This is a genomic window from Sorangium sp. So ce281 (genome assembly GCF_051527395.1).
In the GTDB taxonomy this organism is placed as follows: domain Bacteria; phylum Myxococcota_A; class Polyangia; order Polyangiales; family Polyangiaceae; genus Sorangium; species Sorangium cellulosum_B.
In genome coordinates this window covers 6,164,176-6,182,176 of the sequence record NZ_CP150322.1, presented here as the reverse complement: position 1 = coordinate 6,182,176, position 18,001 = coordinate 6,164,176, and the positions used below count along the sequence as shown (strand labels likewise).

The following is an 18,001-nucleotide window of genomic DNA, read 5'->3' as shown; positions in this document are numbered from 1 at the left end:
CGCTCAGACGTCGAAGAAGTAGAAGAAGCGCGGCCGCGTGCCGAGCTCCTCCTTGAGGATGAAGATCCGCTTGTTCTCGAGCACCCAGCGGATCTCGCTCTTCGGATCCAGGAGGTTGCCGAAGACGCGCGCGCCCGTGGGGCACGCCTCGAGGCAGGCGGGCATCCGGCCCTCGCGCGTCCGATGCAGGCAGAAGGTGCATTTCTCGACGACGCCCTGGGGCCGGATGCGGTTCGACAGGTAACCCTGGTCCGGGTTGATCTCGTCCGCGGGGATCTCGGGCTTCGTCCAGTTGAAGCGCCGCGCGTGGTAGGGGCAGGCGGCCTCGCAGTAGCGGCAGCCGATGCACCAGTTGTAATCGACGGCGACGATGCCGTCGGGCTCCTTCCAGGTCGCCTGGACGGGGCAGACCTTCACGCAAGGCGCGTTGTCGCACTGCTGGCACTGCACCGGCAGGTAGTACTTGCCCTTCGCGGGCACGGCGTGCTCGTACGTCGCGTCGCCCTTCTCCATGTCGAAGCTGCCCTGATCCATCTCGAGCACGCGAATGTAGGAGTTGTTCGTGCGCCGATCGTGGTTGTTCTCCACGTGGCACGCCTCCACGCACTTGCGGCAGCCGATGCACACGCTCAGGCTGAGCGCGTAGCCGAACTGCACCCCTTCCTGCGGGCGGACGTCGCGGATCGTGACCTCGCGGCCGTACTCCTCGCGCGTCTCTCGCTCGAGGCGGTCGATGACCTCGGCGAGCTCATCCCTCGTGAGCTCCTTGTAATGGCGCTGAAGGAACTGATCGAGCGAGAGGTCCTTGCTCCACGCGCGGAGCGGCTCCATCGCGCGGGCGAACGCGGAGGCGCCGAGCGTGGCTCCGAGCACCTTGAGCGCGACGCGCCTGGATGTCTGGGTCATCGGTGGGCTCCTTCTCCTGCGCCGCGCGCCTCCACGAAGCGGTCGCGCGGGGGCAGGACGGGCATCGACGGCTGGAACGCCGGCACGTGCGGATCGTGGCAGTCGACGCAGTGGTTGCGCACCCGCGCGCCGCCCGCGTAACTGCCGTTCATCCCGCCGTGCGCCCCGTTCGCGTAGTCGCGGAGCTGGGGGCCGTGGCACTGGGCGCAGAGCTGCATGGCGTCGCGCATCGCGAGGAGCGTGCCATCGGCCTTGCGCAGCGTGTCCTGCTCGCCGATCACATGGCACGAGGCGCAGCTCAGCCCGCCGTGCTCGAACCTCAGCCCGACGTGGAACTCGTCGAGCTCCGCCGTCGAGGTCGGCAGCGCACCGGGCCTGCGGAGCGAATGGCACGTCACGCACGCCGCGCGGATCGGCCGGCCCAGCGAGTCCCGCTTGTCCGTGGCGACACCGGAGAGCTTGTCAGGGTGGTGGATGCTCGCGGAGGCGATCGGCGTCGCCTCGAGCGCGGGGCGCAGCGCGAGCGGCTGGTCGCGATCCTGGCAGCCTGCCGCGTGCGCAACGCAAAGGAGTCCCAGGACCGCGGCGGCCCCGGGAAGACGAAGAGAGGAGTGCACGGCGCGATTCACATCGCACGCCACGTGCCATCGCGCGCGTCCGGGGCGGCGCCGCGGCCCGCGGCTCCGCGCGATGCAGGGCGCGCGTCCGGGACGCACCGTTTGCGCTGCCCCGCGGTCCGCGCGCGCCATGGATCTCCGGTGAGGCGCAGGACGCAGGCCGCGATGGACGGGCCTCCCGGCGACGATCTCGTGTGGCGTGGACCTTGCGATGTGGCGCTCGACCCGCTCGATCATATCCCCCGATCAACCCCAATCAGGCGTGCCGATGCCCATCAGTGCTCTTGTCATCACGCTCTCCGATGAGCCCAGCGCGCGAGCGCGGGCGCGTCGCTCGCTCGCCGCAGAGGCGGCGCTCTCGCTCGGTCCGCCGTGTGGTTCGAGGCTGCCCGCGATCGCCGAGACAGCGACCCTGCTCGCGGGGGAAGAGCTCGTGGAGCGGGTGCTCTGCACCGACGGGGTGGACTTCGTCGATGTGGTCTCGGTCGACTTCTCGGATCTGGAGCCATGATGGATCGCCGCGATTTTCTGAGGTGCTCCGCGATGGGCGCGGCGACCGTGGCCGCCAGTCGGCTCGCGCTGGGCAAGGACGGCATCGCCGCCGCCCAGGCGGCGCCCGGGGCGGGGACCGCCTCCGATGTGGTCTGGAACAAGGCGCCGTGCAGGTTCTGCGGCACCGGCTGCCACGTGCAGGTGGGCGTGAGAGGGGGCCGCGTGGTCGCGGTCGCGGGCGACCAGAGCGCGGACGTCAACAAGGGCCTGCTCTGCGTGAAGGGGTATCACGTCGGCCTCGCCCTCTACGGCAGAGACCGGCTCACGAAGCCGCTGCTCCGCAGGAACGGCAAGCTCGAGCCCATCGGCTGGGACGAGGCCATCGCGATCGTCGCGCGGCGCGCGATGCAGAACCCGGCGGGGTTCGCGCTCTACGGCAGCGGCCAGTGGACGATCCCCGAGGGGTACGCGGCGAACAAGCTCGTGAAGGCGGGGCTCGGGAACAACCAGATCGACCCGAACGCGCGCCTCTGCATGTCATCGGCGGTGACAGGCTTCCTCTCCACCTACGGCGTGGACGAGCCGGCCGGCTGCTACGAGGATCTCGACAGGTGCGATGTGCTCCTCATGTGGGGGAACAACCCGGCCGAGATGCACCCCGTGCTCTTCTCGCGCGTCGTCGACCGGCGATCGAGGGGCGAGCAGGTGCTCCTCATCGATCTCACGACGCGGCGCACCCGCACCTCGGCCTTCTGCCAGCACACGCTGTTTTTCAGGCCGAACACCGATCTTGCGATCGCGAACGGCATCGCGCACCTGCTCGTCGAGCGCGGGACGTTCGACCGGGCGTTCGTCGACAGGTTCTGCAACTTCCGCAAGCGGACGGAGCACCCCACCCTCGAGGGGCAGCCGATGAGCTTCGAGGAGTACAAGATGGCGCTCGCCGAGTACACGCCGGAGCGTGTGGAGGCGATCTCGGGCGTCGCCGCGAAGGACATCCGGATGCTGGCGGATCTCTTCGGGCGCCGCGATCTGCGGATCACGAGCCTCTGGTGCATGGGGATGAACCAGCACACCCGCGGCACCGCGATCAACGATCTGGTGCACGGCGTGCACCTGCTCAGCGGCCATTTCGGCAAGCCCGGCGACGCCCCGACCAGCCTGACGGGCCAGCCGTCGGCCTGCGGCACGGTGCGCGAGGTCGGCACGCTCGCCCACGGGCTCCCCGGCGGCCTCGTCGTCACGAACGCAGAGCACCGGAAGGAGGCCGAGCACCTCTGGAACCTGCCCGAGGGGCGGATCAACCCGAAGCCCGGCTACCACACGGTCGAGCTCTGGAAGCGCTTCTCGACCCCGAAGGAGCGGGGGGGCGACATCGACACCATCTGGGTGATGGTGACCAATCCAGGCCAGTCGTTGCCGAACACGAACGAGCTCTTCGACGCGAGCCGCAAGATCCCGGGCAAGTTCCTGATCGTGTCCGACGTCTACCCGACGGCCACGGTGCGCGCCGCGGACCTCGTCCTGCCCTCGGCCATGTGGGTCGAGAAGAACGGGATGTTCGGCAACTCCGAGCGCCGCACGCAGCAGTGGTTCAAGATGGTCGAGCCGCCCGGCGAGGCGCGGGACGATGCATGGCAGATCATCGCCGTGGCGCGCAAGCTCCACGACATGGGCCTCGCCGGGATGAAGGACAAGGACGGCCGTTTCCTGTTCGACATCCGGAAGGACGGCAAGGAAGTGCCGATCTGGGACTACAAGCACTACCACGACGTCAACGTCGACGAGCACCTCTTCGAGGAGTACCGCGAGTTCAGCCGGTTCAAGCACAAGGACCTGGCGCCGTACCGCGAGTACGTCAAGGCGCGGGGCCTGCGCTGGCCCGTCGTCGAGCAGCCCGACGGCTCGTGGCGGGAGACGCGGTTCCGCTTCGCGCGGTTCGACGACCCTTATGCCACGAAGGAGGAGATCCAGTTTTACCACTCGGTGACCAAGGACGACCGGGCGCTCATCTGGTTTCACCCCTACGAGCCGCCGCCCGAGTCGCCCGACGCGGAGTATCCCTTCTGGCTGTGCACGGGCCGCGTCCTCGAGCACTGGCACACGGGGTCGCTCACCATGAGGATACCCCAGCTACAGCGGGCGATGCCGCAATCGTACCTGGAGATGAACCGCGAGGACGCGCGGAGGCTCGGTGTCGGCGACGGCGAGGTCGTCATCCTGGAGAGCCGGCGCGGCGCGCTCGAGCTGCCTGTCTGGATCGAGGGCCGGGGCGCGCCGCCGGCTGGCACGGTGTTCGTGCCGTTCTTCGATGAGACCGTGATGGTGAACCGCGCGACGCTCGAGGCGTACGATCCGCTCTCGAAGCAGCCGGACTACAAGAAGTGCGCGGTCAGGATCCGCCGCAGGCCGCAGGGCAAGCGGGGAGAGGCGCGATGAAGGACGCCCGCGGCCTGCACGTGGGCCTCGCCGCGATCGTCGCCGTCGCGGCGGCGGGCTACTTCTCGGGAGTCCGCGGCACGGAGCAGGGCGTCGCTGAGCTGCGCGGCGATCCCGCTCCGCCCTCGGCGAGCGTCGAGGCGCGCAGCTACGCGGACATGCGCGAGCGCGCGCACGGCCCGAACGCCGGCATGTACGACGGCGCATTCGCCCGGCTCGAGGCGGCGGACGCCGATCTCTACGCGCCTGTCGAGCAGTCGGAGGCCGATCGAGAGGCGGCGCTCGAGCGGCGCGCTTCCCGCCGCGCCTACGACGGCGCGCCGCCCACGATCCCGCATCGCATCGAGCAGCTCGGCGCCCCGGATTGCCTTTCGTGCCACGAGCGCGGGCTGCGCGTCGCGAACCTCACCGCGCCGAGGATGAGCCACCGTCGCTACGAGAGCTGCACGCAGTGCCATGTCGTCGGCGCCGACCCGAGGCCGCTCGCGGAGACGCCGCCTCCGCCCGACAACACCTTTGCTGGCATGCCGTCGCCGCGGCGAGGCGCCCGCGCCTACGAGGGCGCGCCGCCCACGATCCCGCACCCGACGCTGATGCGCTCGGAGTGCGCGAGCTGCCATGGCGTCCATGGCGCCCTGGGCATTCGCTCGACCCACCCTTACCGGCAGAGCTGCACCCAGTGCCACGCGCCTTCGGCCGAGCTGGATCAGCGCGCGCCGAGGCCCGTTTCGGCGTGGCCGCCGCCGAGCATGGGAGCGGACAGGCCATGAAGCTCCACACCGTGGATGAGACGGAGAGCGCGCCTGAGATCCGGCTGCCGCCGTTGCAGGAAGCGGTGCTCGACGAGGCGACCCTCGATCAGCTCTTCTTCGACCTCGCCGAGGCCGCGGAGCTCGTCTCGGTGTCGCTCAAGGGCGGTGCGACTGCCCGCGCCGGGGATCTCCCGCGGGCCGGAAGCGGGGGTGACGGACTCGCCCTCGCCCGCCGCGCGCTCGGCGACGGGACCGCGCTCGGGGTGCAGATCCGTTATCGCTTCGCGGGCTCGGAGTGGTGGGACACGCTGCTCCGGGTGCCCTCCGGCGTGCGCCTCGTGCGCGTCCGGCACGAGGACGCTCTGGGATAGCGCGATGCGCCCGCGTGGCGCTGTCGTTCGATGAGCAGAGAAAGAGGCCTCAGAGGCCGACGGTGGCCCGGAAGAACTGGCCGTGTCCCTCGATGGCGTAGCTCCCCGACGAGAACGGGACGAAGATCGAGCCACCCTGGCGGAGCTCGCGGGCGGCGCCGCGCGCGTCGACCAGCGAGGCCTGTCCCCGGGTGCAGAGGACGATCTCCGGGCCTCGGCGGTCATCGGTCCTCCAGGGGGCCGCGGCGTCGAGGTCGATGCGGGAGAGCCGGAACTCCGGCGCCGGGGTGTCATAGAAGGACTCCACGCCCACCTGGCGCGGCACGATGGGCTCGACGCGCCACGGCGCGAAATCGAGGACGCGAACGAGCTCGTCGACGTCGACGCGCTTCGGCGTGAGCCCGCCGCGCAGCACGTTGTCGGAGCTCGCCATGATCTCGATCCCGACCCCCTGCACATAGGCATGCAGACGGCGCGGCGGCAGGTACAGCGCCTCGCCCGGCTCGAGGTGCACGTCGTTGAGCAGGAGCGCGATCACGACGCCGACGTCGCCCGGGTAGAGCTCGTGCAGGCGGAGCGCCCAGCCGGCGGCCCGCGCGAGCCATCCGCCCGCCTGGGCGCGCGCCCGGCACGCCTCCACCACCGAGGACACGAGCCCGCGCCGGGCGGCCGGCTCGAGCGCGAGCAGGCCCTGGACGAGCCGCGCGACCGCGGCCGCGTCGATCGCATCGGCGCTGCGCGGGACGAGCGCGTCCCCTGGGCCTCCGGCGAGGAGCTCGAAGACCTCCGGCAGGGCCGTGGCCGGCCGGAAACCGCAGAGGGCGTCGAACGGGGTGAGCGCGCAGATGAGCTCGGGTTTGTGGTACGGGTCGCGGTAGGTGCGCTCGGGGGCGTCGACCGGGACGCCGGCGGCGTTCTCCGCGTCGAACCCGCGCCGCGCCTGCGCTTCGTCCGGGTGTGCCTGCAGCGACAGCGGCTGGTCGGCCGCGAGCACCTTGAGCAGAAAGGGGAGCCGAGCGCCGAAGCGTTCGCGCGTCGGTCCGCCGAGGAAGGCGTCTGCGTGCCTGGAGATGGCGTCGAACAGGCGCTCTCGGCTTCCGTCGAGCTCGATGCACGAGGAGGCCGCCGGGTGGGCTCCCATCCAGAGCTCGGCCTGCGGTTTGTCGGAGGGGCGCTGTCCGAGCAGCGTCGCGATGGCGTCCCGGGAGCCCCAGGCGTACTCCTGAACGCGGTTCTCGAGCGAAAACATTGGGATAGCGTGCTCCTGCAAGGCGCCACGCTACCTCATGGCACCGGAGAAATCAGCTCTCGAGCGGGCTGCGAGCAGGCGCCGTTCCGGCTTTACGAGGTCCTGCGAGCGCTCTACGCTCGTCGGATGACGATGCGCCAGGACGACGCGAGGTTCACGCCGATCCTCGCGAGGCTGCGCGACGCCGCGCTGGCCTATCCCGGGGCCGTGGAGGAGTTCCCCTGGGGCGACCGTGTCGCCAAGGTGCGCGGGAAGATCTTCGTCTTCCTCAACAGCCACGAAGGGAAGCTCGTTGTCACGGCGAAGCTCCCGCAGTCGGGCGAGGCCGCGCTCATGCTGCCGTTCGCGGAGCCCACGGGGTACAACCTCGGCAAGAGCGGCTGGGTGACGGCGCGCTTCGGCCCGAAGGATCGCGTGCCCGAGGCGATGCTGCTCGAGTGGATCGAGGAGAGCTATCGCGCGGTGGCGCCGAAGCGGGCTTTGCAGTCGCTGGATGGCGCGGCGCCGACGCCGGGGGGGCCAGGGAAGCCAATGAAGACGCGCGCTCCAGCAGCGCGTGCGGCGGCGAGCCAGCGAGAGGCGCAGGCGACGGCCGCTGCGGCGGGGAAGGCTGCGGCGAAGAAGAGGACTCCCGTCAAGAAGGTGGCCGCGGCGAAGGAAACACCGCAGAAGAAGGCTGCGGCGAAGAAGAGGACTCCCGCCAAGAAGGCGGCGGAGAAGGAGAGCCGGCGAAGTCCATCACGCCTGTGAACGAGGCGGCGCCAGCGGACGCGGCCGGCGCGCCCGGCCGGTGAGGCTGAGTGCGTTCGTCGCCGCCCCCGCGCGTAGAGACGGGCCCTACACGCCGACGGAGGAACATCGATGCGCCACCGCGAGCCATCCAGGGATGCGTCGTCCGAGCCGCAACCGCAACCCGCCAGGCGTCCTTCATCCCCACCACGCTGGCGCCGGCTCCGGTTCGTCGTGCTCGCCGTCGCCGTGCTCTACCTCCTCGCGGTCGCGTCGATCTGGCTCGCCGTGCCCATCGTGGGCGACCGGTGGTGGCCAGGGACGCTCTTCCTCTTCGGCCCGCGCCAGATCGTCGCCCTCCCTCTCCTCGTGATCGTGCCCGCCGCCCTCCTCGTGCAGCGCCGCGCTCTCCTCCCGGCGGCGCTGGCATCGGCGATCGTGGCCGGACCGATCCTCGGTTTCACGCTCTCGCTCCGGGCCCTTACCGGAGACGCCGACAGCCCCGATCTGCGCGTCGCCTCCTTCAACACGGGGAGCCGCGCCATGAACATCGATCGACTCAAGGGCTTCGTGGCCGAGACCCGGCCCGACGTGCTCGCGCTGCAGGAGTGCTCGGCGTCGGAGCCGGAGCTGAACGCAGCATTCCCAGGATGGTCCGTCCACGTCGATACCGGGATGTGCCTTGTGAGCCGGCACCCTCTCCTCAAGGTCGAGTCCAGGGATCGCCGCGACGTCTGGAATCAAGGCGGCCACGGCGCGATCCTGCGCTACGCGATCGCGCTGCCGGACGCGCCGCGGCCGGGCTCGGAGGAGCCGCGCGGGACCCGTGTCTTCAGCTTCCTCAACCTGCATCTGGAGACGCCCCGCGAGGCGATCGAGGCGCTGATCCACGGCCTGTGGAAGCAGGCAGCGGAGCACGACCGCGTCATCGCATTGCGTGTCTGGGAGTCCGAGCTCGCGCGGCAGTGGGTCGACGAGGCGCCCTATCCGGTCGTCGTCGCCGGCGACTTCAACATGCCGGTCGACAGCGCCATCTACCGGCGCTTCTGGGCGGGCTTCGAGAACGCGTTCTCGCGCGCCGGCCTGGGGTTCGGCGCGACGAAGCGCACGCGCTGGTTTGGCGTCCGGATCGACCACGTGCTCGCCGGGCCTGGCTGGACGACCGAGCGCGCGTGGCTCGGCCCGGATCTCGGCTCGGATCACCTCCCCATCGTCGCCGACCTGCGCTGGAGCGGTGCCCCGCGCGAAGGGCGTGCGGAGCGCTAGCGCGGCGACGCCGCGAGGACGAGCGGGCGAGGTTCGAGCCGGCCCGTCATGCGCGCGCGGGGCGCGGGCCGCACAGCGGGCGCAGCGCCTCGCGCTCGGCCGCCGACAGCACCGTGATGGGGTACTTCGGATTGCCGCTCGCGCGATCGAAGAACGGATGCGGCCACGCCTTGCCGCGGAGCTTCCAGCCGAGCAGCTTCCGGGCCACGTGCGCGAGGAAGCGCACGCTCGGCCTCAGCGACCCGGGCGGCGGCTCGCCGATGGCGAACTTGCCCAGGATCCTGCCGCGCGGCGCGCCGAAGACCTCGTCGCACGGGCGCGCGCTCGGCGCTTGCTGGAACAGCTCGGTGACGATGCCGACGAACGGCAGCCGCGGCGTCAACGTGTTGCCGAGCGGCGTCTTGCAGCAGCTCGCGTACCAGCGATAGATGCCCTTGGGTGCCAGGCGCGCGGCGACGATGAGCTCGTCGCCGCGGTCGAACGAGACCGCCGAAGGAGCCACCTGCACGATGTCCGTGCCGCCCTGCTCATCGAGCAGGTCGGCGCGGCCGAGGTGGTGCAGGAACGCCTGACAGTCGTCGCAGTAGCAGACGGCGCGGTTCACAGCGTCCGGCGATGCACCGCGCAGCCATCCATGGACCTTTCCGCAGCGACACTGGAGCTCGACGTCTCTGGACATCCGGCTCGCATAGCACGGCTTGACGCGCGCCGCGCGCGCTTCCGGTCGTCAGCGGTCGAGGAAGTCCATCAGCCAGGTCATGGCCGGCCGCATGGTGCCGTTCGGCTGCTGGAGGCCCGTGTTGGCCCTCCAGGTGGAGCCGACGATGTAGCCCCACAGCGTGACGCCGGGGACGGAAGGGTGATTCCAGAACATCGTGAACTGTTCCTGCATCACCCGGCGCTGCTCCTCGTCGTTCGCGATGCCGATATCGTACTCGGTGATGTACACGGGCTTGCCCAGCGACGCGAGCTTGTCGATGTACCCTTTCACCGTGTTGGTGTTGAGCCTGTATGCGTCGTGGGCCTGCGCGCCGAGCGCGTCGACCGGGGCGCCTGCGTTGATCACCGCCCTCGCGATCCGCATGAAGTTCTGGTGCTCACCCTCGTACTCGATGTTGTTGTAGTCGTTGAGGATCAGCTTCGCGTTCGGGCAGAACTCGCGAGCCCACTTGAAGGAGTTGACGATCCAGTCATAGCCGCTGGCGCCGTCGCCGCCGATGCCGTTCTTGTAAGAGGGCGTCGTGTGGGGCGGCGGCTCGTTGACGACGTCGATGTACTTGGTGTCGGGGTAGCGCGCGCAGAACGACCGCATCCAGTCCCTCACGGCCGCCTGCTGCTCCGACCCGGAGAGGCCCGCGAGCCAGTCGGGCTGCTGGCTGCCCCACACGAAGGTGTGCTGCTTGAACGGGATGCCGTTGTCCTTCGCGTACTTGTAGATCGCGTCGAGCTTGCTCCAGTCTTTCTGGCCGCGCGCCCTCTCGACGGAGCCCCACTTGCCCTCGTTCTCGGGCGTGATCTGGTTCCAGTAGTTCGCGAAGCCGGCGCGCACGGCGCCATTCGTCGTGATGTTGCCCACGAACTTCGCGCCGGTCGGCGTGCCGCCGCCGGAGCCGCCTGAACCGCCCCCGCCACCGGAGCCGCCTGAGCCGCCCCCGCCGCTGCTCGCCGAGGAGCTCGAGGAGGAGCTCGAGCTGCTGCTGCTGCTGCTGCTCGAGGAGGAGCTCGAGCTGCTGCTGCTCGAGGAGGAAGCGCTCGTGCTGGTGCTCGAGCCTCCATTGCCCTTGACCGAGACGATCGTGGGGCCCCCGGTGCCGCTCGCGCAGAACCCCCATGACGTCGAGCGGCCCGGAGCGACCGAGCCATTGTAGCTCTCGTTGGTGATGTTCAGCTGGCCGCCGGACGGCGTGGAGCGCGCGTTCCACAGGCTGGTCACCGTGGCGCCGTTGAGCCCGAGGACCAGACCCCAGGACGTGGCCGGGGCGTTGCTCGTGTTCGTCATCGTCACGTCCGCGCAGTACCCGCCGGTCCATTGCGACTGGAACGCGAGCTCGGCCTTCATCGTGTTGTCCGGGCTGCTCAACCCCGACTCGAGGGCATCGCTGTCCTCCAGGTCAGCAGGCTCCATGGCGCAGGCGACCAGGCAGCACGCGAACGAAAAGGAGACAGCGCCAAGTAAGCGATCGATACGCATAAGGTTCTCCATGATCCGGCCGGCAGCGCCGCAGGGGTGTGCTCAAAGCGAATAAGTAAAACAGAGTTGCGTCTGCGAGCCCTGCCGCCCGTCGGGTCGAGTTTGTAAGATTATCGCCAGAGCGATATGCGATCGGCAATGGCCGTTGCACGATCACACCGTGACTGTCGAAGGAAGGTTTACACATGCCATGCCCGGCGCGAGGCGATGCCGAGCATGGCATGTGACTTAAGCACGCAATTGGGAACCGATGTCAAGCGCTTCGCGCGATCGGTTTCCTGATACAGTCACGTCGCATTCACTGGCCCGCGACGGAACGACGTGCGCGCCGTCCGCCGTCCTGAAGTTGCAACGATGGTTTGATGGCCGAGCTGTGCGCTCAAGGGGGATACTGTTGCTCCCGCGGCCTGCGGGCGCGAGGTCAGAAGCCCGGGCGGATGTGTGGCCCGCGGCCCTCGCTCACCCCGCGGGGTGTGTCTCGGCGTCCGCGCAGCAGCGGAAGCCGACCTCGTAGCCGTAGTCGTCTTCCTTGTGAAAGGTCGTCATCGGGCGGCACTGGCTCCGGATCGGACCCCACCATCCGCCCTTGAGCCCGCTGCGGTAAGGGGCCTTCTGATCGGTGCGCACCACCCACTCGTTGACGTTGCCGTTCAGGTCGAAGACGCCCGCCCACGAGGCGCACTCCGCGCGCCCGCCGGCCGGCTCGCGGCCGTCCAGGCGCGCGAGCTCGGCGGCGCATCGCGCGTTCTGCTGGCACGCTGCGTAGTGGAGCAGCCGCTGCGAGTGGTCTGGAAAGCGGTAGTCCCGGTCCTGATTGCACGTCTCGGCATTCCGCTCGTAGCCGTAGACGTAGGGCAGCGATTCGGGGCCTTCGCAGGCGAAATTGAACTCGGCCTCGGTGCAGAGCCGCTTGCCCTGCTCCGCGCAGAGCCCGGCGGCTTGCTCCCACGAGGTCAGCGTGCGCGGCAGCGCGCCGGGGACATTCGGGTACTCGTACCGGTCCATGCAGAACGAGAGGTGCTCGGTCTTCTCGGCGACGCACCGCGACGGCTCGCGGAATCGCAAGCATCGGGCGGCGACCCCCGGCTCGCCGTGGCGCTTTGTCCATTCGGGATGGTACTCGAGGCATTCCTGCACCACGGCGCTGCAATACTCGCCCTCCACCCGCACCATCCCGTCGGGGCAGCCCTGGGTCGAGCCGGGCAGCGCGATCGGCACCTCGATCATCGCCGGCTGCTCCAGCGGCTCGTCGTCCTCTGCGGCCGGAGGCTCGACCGGCAGCGGGTCCGAGTTCTCCGCCTCCGTCGCCGGCGTCTCGACAGGCAGCGGGTCGGACATCTCCGCCGGCTGCTCGGGAATCTCGACGTGCCGGGCGTCGCCTCCAGCTCCGCCCCCGCTCCCGCCGCTCCCGCCGCTCCCACCGCTGTCCGAGGGACCGGTGCAGCTCAAGGTCGCAACGCCGAGCAGTGCCAGTACCGTGAAACCCAGGATACGCACGTTGACCTCTTCCCACGTTTGGCTACATCAGCCTACAGGCGTGGGCCAAAATTGATGCTGACCCGGGCTCGCCTCGATTTCTCGCGAGCGTCGGGAGCCATCCGGAGGCATTGCAAGATCTCGGCCTGCTCCCGTACCCCGGAAAAGCCGGGCTACGGGGCTGTTGGCCGTGGCTTTGTCCCGTGGCGTGGCCGCCCGGTGGTCCAGGATGGCCGGCCAGCGCGGCCACCCCGGCACATCGGCCAGCGCGCGAACTGCGCGCTCTGCGTCCTCTTGCGCGGCGGGCAGGTCTCCGGCCGCCGTGGGCGCTCGGCGGGAGTCCGTTTGAATGCGACGTTATGGTGAATTACACGAGCTAATGAGTCGCCCATGGTGGGCGTCGAGGCCAGGGCCGCCGCTTCTACACGGGGTTCCCTTCGTCGTCCCACGTGGAGAAGCCCTGCGCGTCCGGATGATGGGTCTTCACCACGCAGAAGCGCTGGCCGGTCGGCGCCTCGAGCACCCACCACGTCGAGGCCTGCGTGACCCGCTTGGCGCCGAGCCGCTCGAGGCGGCGCACCTCGGCTTCGACGTTGTCGGTCTCGATGTCGAGGTGAACGCGGCTCCCGTGCTTCACGCTCTGCACCTCGACCGAAAGATCGCGCGCAGACGCGTCCAGGCGGACGTAGGCCTCGCCGTCCTGGCCGCGCGATCGCATTCCCAGCGCCGCGCTCCAGAAGCGGGCGGCGCCATCGAGATCGTCGGTTCGGCAGTCGATGATGAGCCCAGCCAGGCGACTCTTGTGCATGCGCTCTGTTAGCACGGCCACCACGGTGCGGCCGCGACCTGACGCGCCCTGGTGAGATTGCTGCCTACGCACCAGTTGATGTGGCGCGTCGCCGTGGTCAGAGGTCCAGCGTCGGCTCCTGGAGCATCAGGCTCACGTCCGCCACGCCGGGCAGCGCCTGCAGGCTCGTCACGAGGCCGGCCCGCATGTCGGGGTGGCGAATGCGGATCTGGTAGGCGTGCTCCATGACGGTGCCCTGCGCCGCCTCGCGCAGGGTCACGAGCGAGAAGGTGCCGCAGTGCTCGCGGAGGACGCCCGCGATCGGGCCGGCGATCTCCGCGCCGGCCTGGCCGGCCGGCGCCACGAACCGGAGCAGCCCGTCCGGCTGCCGGCGCGACCCGTAGCCGGTGACGTGGAGCAAGAGCGTCGCGACGCCGAACATCGCCGCCCCCGCGATCGCCGCGCCGTAGGCCCGCGCGCCGCTCGCCATGCCGATGGTGAGCGACGCGAAGACGAACACGACGTCGCGCGGGTCGCGCATCGTGGTGCGGAACCGGATCGCGGAGACACCCCCCGCGATCCCGATGCCGGCCGCGATGTTGTTGCCGACGGCGAGCATGAGCGTGCACGTGATGATGCTGCCGAGCGCCATGCTCTGGACGACCGTCCGGGAGTACGAGAGGCCGCGGAACGTCAGCATGTAGACGCCGGCGATCCCCTGCGTGAGCCCGAAGGCGACGAGCAGGGCGACGAGCGCGTCGCGCCACTCGACGGCCTCGCCGTGCGAGAGCGCGGCCAGCCAGTCCATCATTGCCACCCTGCGACCCGGGTCGCCCGCGCCTCCGGGAGCGTCAGCTGCGCGGTGACGCCGTAGCAGTACTTGGAGAACGAGTGCCGGACGAGGTCGAGGCGCCGCACGAGCGCCACCATCCACGCAGGCGGCCTGCGCTCGAACTTGAGCTCGAGGACGCAGACGGGCTCCGGCGTCTGCGTCTGGACGGGGTGGTCGACCGGGCGCCACCCCCCCTCGGCGGCGTCGAGATCCAGCGTCTCCCTGCGCTGGCAGACGATCTTCCGGTCAAACGTCAGGCGCGCGTAGGTGTCGATGGTGCTCTCGTACGCCTCGCGCTCATAGTCGACCAGGAGCATCGGCCTGAGGTCGTGGCGGTGGAACGCGCCGATGAACTTCTCCGCGCCCTTCCGCGCGCCCGGCGAGAGCCCATCGAGCGAGGGGGCGCGGCCGGGCGCGAGCAGATCGCGCCACTCGCTCGCTGGCACCGCCGCGCGCGACTTGATGATCACATCCTGGACGCGCCGCTTCACCTCCAGGAAGGCCGGGCTGGTCTTCCCGGGATAGGTGCGCACCCGCAGCTTGAAGCGGTCGCGCTGCTCGCGGGCGTTGGCCCAGTAGAGGTCGAACCCGCGGGTGTCGAGGTAGAGCGACCGGATGCGGTACACGCCGCCCGGGCCGGCGTACCGGTCCAGCCGGCCGATCGCGCAGGCCGTGGCCCGGATCGCCGGGACCAGACGCTCCGGCACCAGGTATTTGAACTCGTATCGTTCGATGACGTCCAGGACTCTCGCCTCCTCGGTCGTCAAGGGCAAGCGCGCCGCGCTGCTGCGCGTCGCAAAGTCGTTACGGTAACCACGCGATAATGACACAAATTTCGCCGGCGTCCGCAAGCGGAATCCATGGCCGTTCCGCGAGATTTTTGCGCTTTCGCTGCAACCTGCGCGCCTGCGGCAGCGCTGCTGGGGGAGCGCCCGGCGCGGCTCGGGGCCCGCGCGGGCGCCGCTCCTCGCCGTGGGCTGACAGGGGCTCGGAGCGGGGCGGGCCTCTTCGGCTGCCGGTGTGACGCGGGCCGGCGCGCTCCCCGCGGCGCAGGCGGAGGTCGCTGCCTGTTGGTGCCACGAGCGCCCAGCTCACGAGCGCGCCGTCATGAGTCGATGCCGTGAGCGGTTCCTCGCCGGCGGCGACGCCGGCGCGACGCACCACGCTCGCGCCCATCGACGCGCGGTGTCGGCGCGTGTGCCCGGCAGCCAGCGCGTCGATGTCGCTCTCGGCTCGGCTGGCGCGATCGAGCGGTTCGGCGCGGCGGTACCGCCGCAACCGGCGCGAGCCGCGCCGCCTCCCGGCCGCGCCGCCTCTTCCCACCCCCGATTGACCCGATCGATCACGCGCGAATTTGTTGAAGGCCGCCTGGATCCAGGCGAGATCGTCGAACGATCCGCATGCGTCAGGTACCCGACCTCCTCGCCGTCCTCCAGCAGACCGTGCGGCGGGCCATGGCCGTCGTCCCGCACGCGCGGCGCGGCTGCCTGCTGCTCCGCGAGAGCGACCGCTTCGTGGCCCGAGCGCTGGTCGGGTTCGACGCGCCTCCTGGGGTTTCCTCGCGCGTTCCGGTCGGCGTGGGGGTCGAGGAGGGCGCGCTCGGCACGGCGGCGCCCTCTGACGGCGCGCACGCGAGCCGCATCGTCGACGCGCGGGCGTGGTACCGGACGTACCTGCCCTTCGCGATCGAGGCGGGCTGCGGCGTCCCCGAAGGCGCCGGGGTGCTGGTCGCGCCCATCCAGCTGTGCGGCGAGCCGGCCGGCTATCTCGCCGTCGAGCAGGCCACCATGGAGCCTCCGGGCGAGGAGCGCCGCGCCACGATCGAGGTCCTCGCGGGCACGGCCGGCGATGCGCTGGAGCGGCACAGGCTCTATGACGACAAGGCGAGCGCGGCGCAGGAGATCCGCCTGTTCGAGCGGCTGCTCCACGCGGTGGGCACGACGCTCGCGCTGCACGACCTCATCGAGACCATCGCTCACGGCATCAAGAGCGTGCAGCTCGATCCGAGCTGGAACACGGTGGAGATCTGGCTGCTCGAGGAGGACCGCGTCGGGGACGGCCCTGGGCTCGCGCGAGACGACCTCTGCGCCCGCGTCTACAGGGCTCCGGCGTCGGAGCCGACGACCTACTTCCAGAACGTCCGCGCCGGCGCGGACAGCGCCGCGCGGCCCCTCGGCGTCTCCATCGACTGGCGGACCGGCCACGGCGGCGACGGCGAGGGCTCTCAGCGCGTCCTGCTCGACGAGGCGATCGACCGGCGCATGTCCGGCATCATCGTCGCGCCCAGCAACCCCGTGAGCGCGGAGGAGGCGTTCCGGCGGGCGGCCGAGATGGACATCCCGGTCGTCGTGATCGACACGCCTCCGATCCCGGGCAGCCGGGCGCCGCTCTACATCGGGACGGACAACCTGGCGTCGGGCAGGCTGGCGGCCGAGGTGATGAAGCGGCTGCTCCCGGGCGGCGGCGTCGTCGCGTCCCTCGGCGCCGTGGGGCTCGCGCTGAACATCCGCGAGCGCGTCGATGGCTTTTGGGCGGCGGCGCTCGGGTCGAACCTCACGGTGCTGCCGACGATCCCGTGCGACTGGGATCAGGAGGCCGGGACGAGGCTCGCCATGGTGGCGCTCGAGGGGCGGTCCGACGTCGCGGGCGCCTTCGGCGCCGCCGCGGACAACGGGCCCTCCTGGGGCCGCGCGGCGCGAGCCCTCGGCCGGGCCGGGGATCTCAAGGTCGTCGGCTTCGATCTCGTCGCCCGGACGGTCGCCCTGCTCCGGCAGGGGGCGATCCACGCGACGATCGTCCAGCGCGAGCACGACATGGGCTTCCGCGCCGTCGAGACGATCCACCGGATGATCACGCGCGGCGTCGGGCCGACCCTCGCCGAGCTGCCGCCTTCCCGTGTCGTCCACACCCGCGTCGATTGCGTCACCCTCGAGCAGACGCCGTGGTCCACGGCGCTGAGCGATTACCTCTCTCTCGAGGCCGCCCGCCGGGCCGCGGCCGGGAACGGCGTTCGGATCGCGCCCGTCGCCCCTGCGATCGAGGTCATGATGATCGGGCTCTCGCCCCCCTCGAGCTCCGTCGTCGAGGACCAGGTCTCGATCCCGGCGCGCTCGCTCGTGCGCCGCGCGATCGCGTCGGGCCGCCCGGTCGTGATCGACCCCGCCGAGGGGGGCGCGGACGCCGCCCTGCCCGCCGCTCACGACGGCGCGCGCACGGCCATCGCGGTGCCGCTGCAAGGCCGCGGCAACGTCCTCGGCGCCCTCGTCCTGAGCAGCGCTCGCAGGGAGGCGTGCGGCGCGTGCGACGTGGCGTTCCTGGTCCGCGTCGCCGGCACGGTGGCGATCGGCGTCGAGAACGCCCGGCTGCTCCGCCGCATCTCCGCGCGGAGCGAGGAGCTCGAGCGCGCCAACCTGCAGCAGGAGGCGATGCTCCAGACGATCCGCGAGCTCTCGAGCCCCGTGGTGCCCATCGCGGACGGCATCCTCGTGATGCCCATCGTGGGCGTCATGGATGCGCAGCGCTCCGGCGACTTCATCGCGTCGATGCTCCGCGAGATCGACGCGAAGCGCGCGCACGTCGTGCTGATCGACGTCACCGGCATGGCGTTCGTCGACGCGACGGCGGCGTCCCGGCTCGTCGAGGCGGCGCAGGCGGCCGCGCTGCTCGGCGCCGAGGCGGTGCTCGTCGGCATCCGGCCGGAGGTCGCGCAGATGATGGTCCGGCAAGGCCTGGACGTCGGCTCGATGGTGACGCACGCCAACCTGGCGAGCGGCTTCCGCCATGCGCTCTCGAGGGTGCGCCGCCGCGCGGCGAAGCGCCGCTGATCGCGCGGCGGCTGCTCCGCCCCGGCGGCCGGCGCCTCGATGGGGCGCGGCTCGGGCCGCAGGGCTGCGG

General features: G+C 70.7%; 16 protein-coding genes. 7 read left to right on the top strand and 9 right to left on the bottom strand.

What is annotated here, in order from left to right:
* Window positions 1–3: 3 nt before the first annotated feature.
* Both WMF27_RS23405 and WMF27_RS23400 read right to left on the bottom strand, forming a co-directional pair.
* Entirely contained in the window at window positions 4–906 is a 903-nt protein-coding gene (locus tag WMF27_RS23405; protein WP_437766669.1) for a 4Fe-4S dicluster domain-containing protein, read from the bottom strand.
* A complete protein-coding gene (locus WMF27_RS23400) occupies window positions 903–1,523 on the bottom strand; it encodes a hypothetical protein (RefSeq protein WP_437766670.1) in 621 nt (206 codons plus the stop codon). Before WMF27_RS23400 ends, WMF27_RS23405 begins: the two co-directional genes overlap by 4 nt.
* 268 nt (window positions 1,524–1,791) lie before the next feature.
* Between WMF27_RS23400 and WMF27_RS23395 the strand changes: the two genes are divergently transcribed.
* From WMF27_RS23395 to WMF27_RS23380, 4 genes are read left to right on the top strand one after another with little or no spacing between them, the layout of a single operon-like run.
* Complete coding sequence (locus WMF27_RS23395; protein WP_437766671.1) at window positions 1,792–2,034, top strand: hypothetical protein; 243 nt, start codon at window positions 1,792–1,794, stop codon at window positions 2,032–2,034.
* Window positions 2,031–4,454 carry a molybdopterin-dependent oxidoreductase gene (locus WMF27_RS23390; RefSeq protein WP_437766672.1) on the top strand — a complete coding sequence of 808 codons (2,424 nt, stop codon included), beginning with the start codon at window positions 2,031–2,033 and terminating at the stop codon, window positions 4,452–4,454. Before WMF27_RS23395 ends, WMF27_RS23390 begins: the two co-directional genes overlap by 4 nt.
* The gene (locus WMF27_RS23385; RefSeq protein ID WP_437766673.1) at window positions 4,451–5,224 is read left to right on the top strand and encodes a nitrate reductase cytochrome c-type subunit; all 774 of its coding nucleotides are present in this window, start codon (window positions 4,451–4,453) and stop codon (window positions 5,222–5,224) included. The genes WMF27_RS23390 and WMF27_RS23385 overlap by 4 nt, the downstream gene beginning before the upstream one ends.
* Entirely contained in the window at window positions 5,221–5,577 is a 357-nt protein-coding gene (locus tag WMF27_RS23380; protein WP_437766674.1) for a hypothetical protein, read from the top strand. Before WMF27_RS23385 ends, WMF27_RS23380 begins: the two co-directional genes overlap by 4 nt.
* Before the next feature lie 49 nt (window positions 5,578–5,626).
* On the opposite strand, the gene manA is transcribed toward WMF27_RS23380, so the two are convergent.
* Window positions 5,627–6,826 (bottom strand): mannose-6-phosphate isomerase, class I, encoded by a 1,200-nt coding sequence (gene manA, locus WMF27_RS23375; RefSeq protein WP_437766675.1) that lies wholly within the window; start codon window positions 6,824–6,826, stop codon window positions 5,627–5,629.
* A gap of 126 nt (window positions 6,827–6,952) precedes the next feature.
* Here manA and WMF27_RS23370 point away from each other — a divergent pair, with 126 nt between their 5' ends.
* Entirely contained in the window at window positions 6,953–7,576 is a 624-nt protein-coding gene (locus WMF27_RS23370; protein WP_437766676.1) for an MmcQ/YjbR family DNA-binding protein, read from the top strand.
* A gap of 213 nt (window positions 7,577–7,789) precedes the next feature.
* Entirely contained in the window at window positions 7,790–8,821 is a 1,032-nt protein-coding gene (locus WMF27_RS23365; protein ID WP_437766677.1) for an endonuclease/exonuclease/phosphatase family protein, read from the top strand.
* A 46-nt stretch (window positions 8,822–8,867) separates the two neighbouring features.
* On the opposite strand, the gene WMF27_RS23360 is transcribed toward WMF27_RS23365, so the two are convergent.
* The 6 genes from WMF27_RS23360 to WMF27_RS23335 form a co-directional block, all read right to left on the bottom strand.
* Window positions 8,868–9,500 carry a DUF6151 family protein gene (locus WMF27_RS23360; protein ID WP_437766678.1) on the bottom strand — a complete coding sequence of 211 codons (633 nt, stop codon included), beginning with the start codon at window positions 9,498–9,500 and terminating at the stop codon, window positions 8,868–8,870.
* Between the two features lie 48 nt (window positions 9,501–9,548).
* On the bottom strand, window positions 9,549–10,946 hold the full coding sequence (locus tag WMF27_RS23355) for an endo-1,4-beta-xylanase (RefSeq protein ID WP_437766679.1): 1,398 nt from the start codon (window positions 10,944–10,946) through the stop codon (window positions 9,549–9,551).
* A gap of 525 nt (window positions 10,947–11,471) precedes the next feature.
* Window positions 11,472–12,509 (bottom strand): SUMF1/EgtB/PvdO family nonheme iron enzyme, encoded by a 1,038-nt coding sequence (locus tag WMF27_RS23350; RefSeq protein ID WP_437766680.1) that lies wholly within the window; start codon window positions 12,507–12,509, stop codon window positions 11,472–11,474.
* Between the two features lie 400 nt (window positions 12,510–12,909).
* Window positions 12,910–13,296, bottom strand: coding sequence for a VOC family protein (locus WMF27_RS23345; RefSeq protein ID WP_437766681.1), 387 nt, complete (start codon window positions 13,294–13,296; stop codon window positions 12,910–12,912).
* A gap of 97 nt (window positions 13,297–13,393) precedes the next feature.
* A complete protein-coding gene (locus WMF27_RS23340; protein WP_437766682.1) occupies window positions 13,394–14,086 on the bottom strand; it encodes a DUF4956 domain-containing protein in 693 nt (230 codons plus the stop codon).
* The gene (locus tag WMF27_RS23335; protein ID WP_437766683.1) at window positions 14,083–14,880 is read right to left on the bottom strand and encodes a polyphosphate polymerase domain-containing protein; all 798 of its coding nucleotides are present in this window, start codon (window positions 14,878–14,880) and stop codon (window positions 14,083–14,085) included. Before WMF27_RS23335 ends, WMF27_RS23340 begins: the two co-directional genes overlap by 4 nt.
* Window positions 14,881–15,507: 627 nt before the next feature.
* Here WMF27_RS23335 and WMF27_RS23330 point away from each other — a divergent pair.
* Window positions 15,508–17,931 carry a substrate-binding domain-containing protein gene (locus WMF27_RS23330; protein ID WP_437766684.1) on the top strand — a complete coding sequence of 808 codons (2,424 nt, stop codon included), beginning with the start codon at window positions 15,508–15,510 and terminating at the stop codon, window positions 17,929–17,931.
* Window positions 17,932–18,001: the final 70 nt, after the last annotated feature.

Bases quoted from the DNA above. Each gene is read 5' to 3' on its own strand.
- WMF27_RS23405 (WP_437766669.1), bottom strand. From the start codon at position 906: ATGACCCAGACATCCAGGCGCGTCGCGCTCAAGGTGCTCGGAGCCACG.
- WMF27_RS23345 (WP_437766681.1), bottom strand. From the start codon at position 13,296: ATGCACAAGAGTCGCCTGGCTGGGCTCATCATCGACTGCCGAACCGAC.
- WMF27_RS23390 (WP_437766672.1), top strand. From the start codon at position 2,031: ATGATGGATCGCCGCGATTTTCTGAGGTGCTCCGCGATGGGCGCGGCG.
- WMF27_RS23330 (WP_437766684.1), top strand. From the start codon at position 15,508: ATGCGTCAGGTACCCGACCTCCTCGCCGTCCTCCAGCAGACCGTGCGG.
- WMF27_RS23370 (WP_437766676.1), top strand. From the start codon at position 6,953: ATGACGATGCGCCAGGACGACGCGAGGTTCACGCCGATCCTCGCGAGG.
- WMF27_RS23360 (WP_437766678.1), bottom strand. From the start codon at position 9,500: ATGTCCAGAGACGTCGAGCTCCAGTGTCGCTGCGGAAAGGTCCATGGA.
- WMF27_RS23380 (WP_437766674.1), top strand. From the start codon at position 5,221: ATGAAGCTCCACACCGTGGATGAGACGGAGAGCGCGCCTGAGATCCGG.
- WMF27_RS23395 (WP_437766671.1), top strand. From the start codon at position 1,792: ATGCCCATCAGTGCTCTTGTCATCACGCTCTCCGATGAGCCCAGCGCG.
- WMF27_RS23355 (WP_437766679.1), bottom strand. From the start codon at position 10,946: ATGGAGCCTGCTGACCTGGAGGACAGCGATGCCCTCGAGTCGGGGTTG.
- WMF27_RS23385 (WP_437766673.1), top strand. From the start codon at position 4,451: ATGAAGGACGCCCGCGGCCTGCACGTGGGCCTCGCCGCGATCGTCGCC.
- manA (WP_437766675.1), bottom strand. From the start codon at position 6,826: ATGTTTTCGCTCGAGAACCGCGTTCAGGAGTACGCCTGGGGCTCCCGG.
- WMF27_RS23340 (WP_437766682.1), bottom strand. From the start codon at position 14,086: ATGATGGACTGGCTGGCCGCGCTCTCGCACGGCGAGGCCGTCGAGTGG.